The sequence below is a fragment of the Deltaproteobacteria bacterium genome (assembly GCA_030654105.1).
In the GTDB taxonomy this organism is placed as follows: domain Bacteria; phylum Desulfobacterota; class SM23-61; order SM23-61; family SM23-61; genus JAHJQK01.
On record JAURYC010000189.1, the window covers coordinates 1 to 9820 of the forward strand.

Annotated in this window: 9 protein-coding genes; 5 read left to right on the forward strand and 4 right to left on the reverse strand. The window is 50.1% G+C overall.

Annotation, left to right across the window (positions count from 1 at the left end; translation table 11 throughout):
• Positions 1–317: OmpA family protein (locus Q7V48_07855; protein MDO9210648.1), on the forward strand; the 317-nt coding region annotated here is incomplete at its 5' end.
• A gap of 82 nt (positions 318–399) precedes the next feature.
• Positions 400–1431 (forward strand): tol-pal system protein YbgF, encoded by a 1032-nt coding sequence (ybgF, locus tag Q7V48_07860; GenBank protein MDO9210649.1) that lies wholly within the window; start codon positions 400–402, stop codon positions 1429–1431.
• Between the two features lie 120 nt (positions 1432–1551).
• Here ybgF and Q7V48_07865 read toward each other — a convergent pair whose 3' ends face one another.
• Together Q7V48_07865 and Q7V48_07870 are read right to left on the reverse strand one after the other, a co-directional pair.
• The gene (locus Q7V48_07865; protein MDO9210650.1) at positions 1552–2322 is read right to left on the reverse strand and encodes a DUF4292 domain-containing protein; all 771 of its coding nucleotides are present in this window, start codon (positions 2320–2322) and stop codon (positions 1552–1554) included.
• A complete protein-coding gene (locus Q7V48_07870; GenBank protein ID MDO9210651.1) occupies positions 2319–4028 on the reverse strand; it encodes a tetratricopeptide repeat protein in 1710 nt (569 codons plus the stop codon). Before Q7V48_07870 ends, Q7V48_07865 begins: the two co-directional genes overlap by 4 nt.
• Positions 4029–4269: 241 nt before the next feature.
• Between Q7V48_07870 and thiD the strand changes: the two genes are divergently transcribed.
• The 3 genes from thiD (at position 4270) to Q7V48_07885 (ending at position 7982) form a co-directional block, all read left to right on the forward strand.
• Entirely contained in the window at positions 4270–5598 is a 1329-nt protein-coding gene (thiD, locus tag Q7V48_07875) for a bifunctional hydroxymethylpyrimidine kinase/phosphomethylpyrimidine kinase (protein ID MDO9210652.1), read from the forward strand.
• A 144-nt stretch (positions 5599–5742) separates the two neighbouring features.
• Complete coding sequence (cdaA, locus tag Q7V48_07880) at positions 5743–7179, forward strand: diadenylate cyclase CdaA (GenBank protein MDO9210653.1); 1437 nt, start codon at positions 5743–5745, stop codon at positions 7177–7179.
• A gap of 14 nt (positions 7180–7193) precedes the next feature.
• On the forward strand, positions 7194–7982 hold the full coding sequence (locus Q7V48_07885) for a hypothetical protein (GenBank protein ID MDO9210654.1): 789 nt from the start codon (positions 7194–7196) through the stop codon (positions 7980–7982).
• 19 nt (positions 7983–8001) lie between these two features.
• On the opposite strand, the gene dinB is transcribed toward Q7V48_07885, so the two are convergent.
• Positions 8002–9189: a DNA polymerase IV gene (dinB, locus tag Q7V48_07890; protein MDO9210655.1), complete on the reverse strand. Its 1188-nt coding sequence runs from the start codon at positions 9187–9189 to the stop codon at positions 8002–8004.
• 20 nt (positions 9190–9209) lie between these two features.
• A partial coding sequence (locus Q7V48_07895) for a tetratricopeptide repeat protein (protein MDO9210656.1) occupies positions 9210–9820 on the reverse strand: 611 nt, incomplete at its 5' end.

A 9820-nucleotide genomic window follows, 5' to 3' on the forward strand; every position in this document is an offset into this window, starting at 1 on the left:
TTCAGTTTGCTTTCGATGATTACACCCTCTCCACCAAATCGAAAGAAAACGTAGAGAAACTCGCCGCATGGATGTCCAAAAGTCCCACCGAGAAAATTCAGATCGAAGGGCATACCTGTGACATCGGGACAGCCGAATACAACCTGGCCCTGGGTGAGCGGCGGGCCAACAGCGCCCAAAAATACTTGGAAGGGATGGGGATAGCCTCGGCAAGGATGTCTACCATCAGTTACGGAGAAGAAAGACCTCTGGTCCCCAACAAAAACGAGGCCGAACGTTCTAAGAACCGCCGGGATGAATTTATTAAGACCAAATAACCTTTCCTAATCTTCAGGAACGCTTCCTCAAACGAAGAATTGAGGAAGAGTTCCTCAATATTTGGTTGGCCCTATGAAGAGAATGAATCGCTTCTTTTTACTCGCTCTTATTTTGCTTGGTTTATTATCTTGCGGCGGATGCGCCACCCAAAACGACCTGGAAGCCCTCCAGCGCGACACGAACAATAACACCAAAGAACTTTTGGCCCTCCAGCGGAATCTCTATGATTCAAATTCAGAGATTAAAAACCTTTCCACCAAGACGGATACCTTGGGAAAAAAGATCAATGATCTGCACCAAGAAATGACTACCCTGGGGGCGGAGACCAAGACGAAAATCGGGTTCTTGGAAAAAGAGATGGAGACTGCCAGCCAACCCATGCGCCGCTACCAGGCAGACCTGGGAGCCCGGCTGGATAAACTCCAGATGGAAGTGCAAAATCTGATGGGACGGTTTGAAGAAAGTAAATACTTTGCCCAGAAGACTTTTGGGGAGACCAAAACCTTCAAAGAGGCCTACCAGGGGAAACTCGACGAATTGGATAAACGCATGGCGGCCCTGAACAAAAGGGTGGAAGAATGGGAGAAGAAAATAGCGGCCGAAAGTAGGGCTCCCAAGGGAGAAGCGGAAACCGGGGAAGAAAAACCTTCAGCTATCGAGGCCCCCCCAGCCCAAGGTGAGCCTACCAAAAAACAGGTTCCCTCCCAGAAAGCGGAACCGGAAGGGAAAAAAGTTGTAGCCTCTCCTGATGAGGTTTACAAGAAAGCTTACGAACAATTTACCAAGGGCAATGTCGGGGGAGCCAAAGCAGGTTTCAAGAGATTGCTGGAGGGTTACCCCAAGTCCAAGTATGCTGAAAACGCTCATTACTGGCTGGGAGAATGCTATTTTGCCGAAAAAAAGTATGATGAAGCCATCTTGGAATTCGATGAAGTGATTAAAAAATATCCCAAGGGGAACAAGGTTCCCGACGCGCTATTCCGCCAAGGGATAGCCTTCCTGGAGATGAAGGATACAATTAACGCCAAACTGATATTAAAAGAAGTCGTCAAACGCTTTCCTAAATCAGACCAAGCCAATCGTGCTCGCAAGAAATTGAAAGAAATCGGATAACCCTTCCCAACAACCCGTCTTTCGCTTTCAGCCCCAAGAGAAGGAACAATGTTCTCAGAAAAATATTTTGGGGGCCCCTGCTAACGAAGCGATGCCTCACAACGTTGCCCACCGCCTGGTTTATTGCAAAGGGATGACCGTAGTTCCCCGGGGCACCGGAAGCTGAAAATCTTGTGCCGTCCAGCGGGGGTTTAATTCCATCTCGAGGTATTCCACCGTGAGCCGGGCCACCGGTTCGAAGGACGTAAACTGGATTTTTTGGGGGAAGAGGAAACCTTGGATGCGGCGAAAGTCTTCAAAAATTAGGCGTTGGGATAAGGCAGGCCGGTAAAATTCGGCCCGAAGAATATGCCAGGAAAAAGGATTTACCCAAAGAATCTGGCGCTCTCTGCGCGAGGTAGAAGCAAGTTCTACGGTCCAAAGACCTTCCTCCCCATCTCGGCGAGTGGAGGCTAAGTCGTAATCGATCAAAAGGGGGGCACCTAAAAGAAGGGAGACGACTTCTTCCGGCTCCAGGGCTAACGGGAGGGCCAAGGAAAGATGCTTGGCCGTGGCCCAGCCCCAATAGTACCTATTCTCTCCAGGATTATATAGACTCAACTCGCGGCCATCCGTGACCAAATAGAATTGGGGTGTGCCCAGAGGGCCCAAACTTTCTGCTCGCAGCCATCCCGGTCGACGAACAAAAAGGACTTCCTGCGCATGAAAGCTTTTTTCCGCCGCAGAAACTTTCACCTGGGCCAGGCCTTTCAAGCCTTCCAAGGTTTGGAGGCGGGTCCTGATTTGATGCAGAAGAAATTCGGGTGAGGGCGTTTCGGGGGGAAGGAGGGGAAGAGTGGCGCAACCACTGATAACCAAAAAAAATAGGAGGCTAAGAAGCCAAATCCTCATTCGCGTTTCTTTTCTTTTTGCAATTTTTTTATCTTTTCTTTCAACTCAGATTTTTTGGGGTCCAATTTATTGGCCCGTTCATACATCTCGATGGCTTTATCGAACAGCTTGCTGTGGGCATAAGCATCTCCCAGATGCTCGGCAATAATCGGATCATCCGGAGCCAAGCGGTGAGCTTTTTCCAATTCCACCACAGCTTTTTCCATTGCTCCCTTTTTGAAGTAAACCCAACCCAGACTGTCGGTGATGTAACCATCGTTGGGCTTTAACTCTAAGGCCCGCTGGATGAGGCCCTCCGCTTCATCCAAGTTAATTCCTTTTTCGGCAAAGGTATAGCCGATATAATTGAGAGCCTGGGCATGATTGGGATTCACTTCCAGAACTTTACGCATCTGGGTAATCCCTTCCTGCCAGTTTCCGGATTTGTCGTAGAAGACCCCGAGGTTAAAAAGAGTTTTTTCGTCTTGGGGAGCCAACTCCAATGCTTTTTTGAGCAGGCGGATTCCCTCCTCAAACTGGTTGGTTTTCTCGTAGAAAGAGGCTAAAAAGCGGTAAAGTTCGGGGTTGTCCGATTTGGCCCGGATGGCTGCCTGCAGAGCAGAGATAGCCGCCTCGGCTTTGTTCTGTTTATCGTAGACATAAGCCAGATGAATCTGGGAATCGACGTAAAGGGAAGAGGATGGTGGGATTCGTTTAAACTCTTCCGCGGCGCGGTCCAATTCTTTTTTCTCCTCATAAGCCGTTCCCAAGTAATATCGTACCCGATCATTATCCGGTTGGGAGGAGAGGACAAAGGAGAACTGTTCAATGGCTTCGTCCAGGCGCCCTTGTTCAAAGTAGATAAGTCCGATCTTCGTCCGCACCTCTGTATTGTTGATGGCTAATTTTTCTGCGGCATGAAACTCGGTCAGCGCTTCGTTAAGCTTGTTTTGACGGATGAAGACCTGACCCAGCCGCTCATGGGCTTCCGAATTCGAAGGATTTAGGGTTAAGATCTCTTGGTAAATCTTGATGGCCTTTTCGTTTGCTTGCTGAATTTCATGGATCAAGGCCAAATCCATAAGAGCAGGTTCGAAATGGGGTTTGATCTCCAGAGAAGCCTGGTAGTGTTTCTTGGCCTCCTCGAAACGTTTCATCTCGGCATAGACTCGAGCCAGGTAGTAATGGCCCATTAAGGAATGGGGATCAATGGCTAAAAGGGCTTGGAAGTTGGTTTCGGCTTTATCGTAATCTTTCTGCTCGGCGTAAAGGGTTCCCATAAAGAGGTAGGCTTCCTGGCTTTGGGGTTCGAGCTGGATTGCTTTCTGGTAGGCTTGGATCGCCTTTTCGTGCTGCTGGAGAGAGAGGTATAAACCCCCCAGGAGCAGATGGGCGGGGACGCTGTTTGGGTTGACCTGGATGGCTTTTTCCCCTTCGTGCAAAGCCTTTTCCGGAAGGCCTTTCTTGAGATATAGGGCTGCCAGATGAATATGGAGGTAAGCAGAACTTTGATCGTGTTCCAGGGCTTTAAGGTACTGGTTGGCAGCCTGATCGATGTCGCCAGTTCTTTGATAGAGTTGGGCAAGCAAAAAGTGATAATAAGATTTGGCGGCAGGCCCCGGTGGCAAAAAATCTTTGGTTGAGGATGGAATGGGTTTTATCGTAGCGCAGGCGGGCGCCAGAAAGGAAATGAGTAGATAAAAAAAAGCCCTTCTCATGAAGGACATAGCCAATTCCTCTTTCTTAGAGCAACCCTTCAGGGATAATTATTTTATGATACTATCATGTAGGCCTGATGTCAATTTTCTTTTAAGCTGCTTTTTTGGGCAAACTTTGGCTTTTATTGACAACCTTAGATATTGCGCTAAAATAATTAAAAAATTGAATCGCCCCATCCGCCTATCCACCTGTATAGGATGAGGATGGACGAGGAGGGATCCGCAGCGATTCGATCGGAGGAAGGAAGGAATGATACCGAGAATTTTAACGGTAGCCGGGTCAGATTCTGGTGGTGGCGCTGGAATTCAAGCAGACTTGAAGACCATCGCCGTTCTGGGGGGATTTGGGATGAGCGCTGTAACGGCCGTGACGGCCCAGAATACCCAGGGAGTGATGGGCATCCATGAAGTGCCGGCGGATTTCGTTAGGCAGCAAATGGAGGCGGTGATTACGGACATTGGCGTGGATGCAATGAAGACGGGAATGCTGGGGAACTCAAAAATTATCCGGGCCGTCAGTCAGATAATTCGCCAATATCGTCTTGCCCCAGTGGTTGTAGATCCGGTGATGGTTGCTAAAAGTGGCACCCGGCTTCTTTCTCCAGAAGCGGAACAGGTTCTCCGCCAAGAACTCCTTCCCCTGGCGCAGGTGATTGTTCCCAACCTTCCAGAAAGTGAAGCCCTCATCGGAAAAAAAATTAAAGGGTGGAAAGGAATGCAAGAAGCGGCCATCCTGATCCACAGGATGGGGGCGAAGAATGTGCTCATCAAGGGCGGGCATCTTTCCGGAGATCCGGTGGATGTTTTTTTTGATGGCCGAAAATTTTTTGATCTCAAGGGCAACCGCCTAATCACGCCTCATACCCACGGGACGGGATGCACAATTTCCGCCGCCATCGCTGTGGAATTGGCCAAAGGAAGCCCGGTCTTGGAAGCAGTGGAAAAGGCCAAAGCCTTCGTCACTGCGGCCATCCAATTTTCTTTGCCTTTAGGGCACGGGCAGGGTCCCGTCAATCCTTTTGCTTGGGCGACCCGGGAAATCGAGCGGTATCAAATTATCCAGAAACTTAAGCAGGCTTTCCAAACCCTGCGGGAGAGGAAGGTGGGGTACCTTTTCCCAGAGGTACAGTCAAACTTGGGATTTGCCCTTCCCTATTCCCGAAGCCCAGAAGACGTCGCCGCCTTTCCTGGCAGGTTCGTTCACTGGGGAAATGAGGTCGGCAAGGTAGCCGACCCAGAATTCGGTGCTTCTCAGCATATCGCCAAAATTATCCTTACCGCCATGACCTATGATGCGGAGATGCGCTCTGCCATGAACGTACGATTCGCGGAAGAAATTTTAAGACGGGCGAAGAAGACTGGCTTGGCGATCGGCCATTTCGACCGCCAAGATGAACCGGCAGGGGTGAAGCGAAGGGAAGGCTCTTCTCTTTCTTGGGGGGTCCAAAGGGTTTTGCAAAAATCCAAATCCATCCCCGACATCATCTTTGACCGGGGGGGTATGGGGAAAGAACCCATGATCCGAGTTCTGGGGCGAGATCCCGAAGATGTCGTGGCCAAGGTCATCCGCCTAGGTTGAACCGCGCCCCTCAGGCTAACCCCGGTTTGGCTTTTCTTCTTCCTGCTGAACCTTGTCCTTGTTCCTGAAAGAGGAAGATTAAACAGTAGATTCCTCTCTCCTTTTATATTATCATAGCAAGCAGAGAGTCTTCAGGGGGGAACGGTGCTTGCTTATCTGAAAGAAATCCTTGCCAGTATGCGCTGGCAGGATTTAATGGACATCCTGTTAATTACCTTTATCCTCTACCGGCTGTATGTTTGGTTGCAGGGAACTAGAGCCTTGCGCATCCTGATTGCCCTCGCTGCCCTGGGCCTTCTTTATCTTCTGGCCCGGTGGTCCGGCCTCTTTATAACTACTTGGATCTTGCAATACCTCTGGGCCGTCATCCTGGTTATCATGGTGGTGGTCTTCCAATCGGAGATTCGTCAAGTCCTGGAACGGATGAGCCCGCTGAATTTTTTCTTGGGGCAGCCCGAAACCCTGGATCGATTGGCCCTGGAAGAAGTAGTGCGAACCGCTTTTGAATTGGCCAAGAATCGAATCGGAGCTCTTATCGTCTTTCAGCGGCGGGACATTCTGGAAGATCATCTGAAGGGAGGAATTCCCCTTGACGGCCGGATAAGCTTCGAGGTTCTTTCCAGTATTTTTATACCTTCCTCACCAGCCCATGACGGGGCGGTAATCATCCATGGAGGAAGAATCGTATCGGTGGGGTGTTATCTTCCTCTTTCGGACAACCCAGCCCTGCCGCGGAATTATGGAAGCCGGCACCGGGCAGGAATCGGTATCACCGAAAAGTGTGATGCCATCTCTCTAATCGTCTCGGAAGAAAGAGGAGAAGTTTTATTGGCGGTCGAGGGAGAAATTACCCGCATGGGTAACCCTGGTGATCTCCAGGAACGTTTGGGGTCGATGCTTTTCAAGGTAGAAAGGAAAAAAAATCGTTGGCCATCCGCTTTAACTGCCAACCTGGTACCCAAGGGCATTGCCTTTGCTCTGGTGCTTGTGCTTTGGGGTTTTATCGCCGGACAACAACGGACGGAAATGTGGTTAACCGTTCCCTTAGAATACCGCAATATACCGACGAATATGGAAATTGCCGGGGAATTGGTCAACAAGGTTGAAGTCGGCATCCGCGGGCCGCGCGGGGTGATTTCGGGCGTTAGCCAGGATCAGGTAAGGGCCCATATAGACTTATCCCAAGGCCTGCGCGGCTTGAATTATGCCCGCATCACAACGGACAATATCCGCATTCCAGTGGGAACAGAGGTCACCAAGATCAACCCATCTTCGATGCGCATCAGGTTAGAAGACGTGAAGACTCGTTCGGTTCAGGTCAAGGCTCAGTTCATCGGCAAGCTTCCGCAACCCCTGCGCTTAGAGACCGTCTGGGTAGAGCCTCGTTTTGTTGTCCTCCAAGGGCCTGAGAGCCGCTTGACCAAAGTTCGAGAAGTCTTGACCGAGCCCATAGACTTGTCCAGTATAACAGAAAATACGAAAATCTCCGTAGGAGTGGATGTCAATTTTCCCCAAATTCGCCTGGCCCCCAACCAACCTTCCCACGTTACCGTGGAGATCAAAATCGGAAAAGGCTCCTGAATTTAGGAGAAGGGATGCAGGATATTTACGAAGAGATGATTGCCGCCTGCCGGAATATTGCTGCATCCTTCCCTCCCCCTCGTTTTTATACCGATGGCGAGAGATGGCTTTCTCTCTCTCGCTCCGCTTTTGATCAAAACCAACAAGTCAAAAGATGCCGAGAACTTGTCCTCCATGAACTAAGAGACAACCTTGGGCATGGAATGGGCCATGCCGAGAAAGTAGCCGTGGAAGCCGGAGCTTTGACTTACATGGAGGGAGAAAGACTTTCCCTGGGGAAGGGAATCAAACACGAAGCAGGTATCTTGGCCCAGATGGCCGGCCTCCTTCATGACCTCCGGCGGGGCGAAAAAGAGCACGCCCAAGCCAGCGCTTCAGCGGCCAGGAAAATCCTTGCGGAATTTCCCTCCATCTCCTTCGAGAAGGGAAAGTATATCATGGAAGCGATCGCCAACCATGAAGCCTTTGTCGAACCCAAGGAGATCGACTCCACAATCGGGCAGATGATCAGTGACGTCCTGTACGATGCCGATAAGTTCCGCTGGGGCCCGGACAATTTTACTCTTACTCTCTGGCAAATGCTTCGTTTTACGCAAGCTCCCATGGTACGCTTCATCAGACGGTTTCCCAGAGGAATGAGGGGAGTTGCCCGCATTAAAGACACTTTCCGTTCCCAGGCGGGAAAGACCTATGGACCCGAGTTCATCGACCTGGGACTCCAAATCGGAGAGAAAATTTACCAATTTTTGCAGGAACGGTTCGCCGCCGAGCTCTCTCCAGAAGAAACGGAGAAAAACAGATGAGGAGAAATTTTTTCTTCCCTCATCCCCTCATTTCCTCATCGTCTTTTTTCTCGATCAAAGATGCCCTTTGGATAGCCTGGGGCCCGAATTTTTCCCAGATTTGGTCCACAGCTGCGGTGGAGCGTTCGCCCTTTTTTTGATGGGAATGAAAGAGGGAAAGTTGCTCAGGGGTGTCGCGTCGGCGCAGATTGGATACCCCCACGCCGAGAAGCCTGGCCCTTTTTTTTAGAGCTTCGGTCTTATCCAGGAGTTTGATCGCGGTCTGGTATATGGCCATTCCTTGATCCGTGGGAGATGGAAGAGTCGCACTCCGGGTCACTAAACTGAAGTCAGGATAACGAACCTTCAATTGGACAGTGTAACCTTTTAATTTTTGTTTACGAAGCTCCCATCCGACTCGTTCCGATTGTTCTAAGAGGACTTTTTTCATCACTGGCCAATGGTGAAGGTCCGGGGTAAAAGTTTCTTCCTGACTGATGGACTTGGGTTCCGCATGGGGGGTTACGGGTCGATCATCTTGCCCCCTGGACAGGGTGACAAGCTCCAGGCCAAATTTCCCTAATTTTTTTTCGATGAGCGCGGGAGGGTGGTTAGCCAATTGCCCGACCTTGAATATCCCCAAGCCTTGTAAAACTTCTGCGGTAGACTTGCCGACACCCCCCAGTTTTGCTATAGGCAGTTCTCGAAGAAATTCTTCCACTTCCCCGGGCTTGATTGCCACCAAGCCGTCGGGTTTTTTAAAATCGGAAGCGATTTTGGCCAGAAATTTATTCGGGGCAATTCCAGCCGAGGCCGTAAGACCGGTTGTTTCGTAAATCCGGCGTTTAATTTCTTGCGCAATCTTTAATGGGGGTCCGAAAAGTTTTTCGCTCCCCGTGACGTCTAAATAGGATTCATCCAACGAGAGGGGTTCGACCAGGGGAGTAAATTCTGTTAGAATGGCCAAGATCTGCTCAGAGACTTCCTGATAGCGATCCATTCTGACGGGTAAAAAGATTCCCTGGGGACAGAGCCTTTTGGCCTGAGAAGTGGGCATTGCCGAGCGTACACCAAAAACGCGGGCTTCATAAGATGCAGCTGAGACAACCCCTCTCTTTTCAGCTTCCCCTGCTACGATCACAGGCAACCCCCGAAGAGAAGGGTTGTCCCGTTGCTCCACCGCAGCATAGAAAGCATCCATGTCAATGTGAATGATCTTACGGTTCAATCTAATTCGTCATTCACCGCTTACTTTTGACCTTTTATTTTTTTTAGGATGGCCTCTCGGAATTTTTTGGCCTGCTCGTCCTGGGGGTTTAATTGGAGGACGATCTCAAACTCTTCCAAGGATTCCTGGTATCTTTGCAATTGGTAATAAGCCAAACCTAAGCTGGAATGGGCTTGCTGGAAGCGGGGATTGGCCTGCAAGGTCTTTTGGTACAGTTCAACGGCTTGAGAGTATTCCTGGTTGAGGTAGAACGCATCCCCCAGGTTTTTCATGATGACAGGGTTTTCCGGATCACGAGAGAGAGCAGATCGGTAGGCCTGGATAGCTTCGGAGATTCTTCCCCGTTGGCGATAAGCAATGCCTAGTTCGTTGAAAAACAGGGCACTGTCGTTCTTGGCATCCCCTTGGTAAGGTTCGAGAAGAGTAATCACCTTTTCTGGTTGGCCGCGCTGATTTAGCAGGGTGGCTTCTTGGGCCAAACGGTCGAATCGCGAAAGCCCTTCTTTCTCGGCTCTCTGAGCAACGGCTTGCTGAGCGGGAAAAAAGAAGCCGGGAATCAGGACGAGAAAAAAGCTTAAAAAGATCGGAAAAAAAGAGGGGAAGAACTTTGGTCCTTCCCCTGGAGGTATTC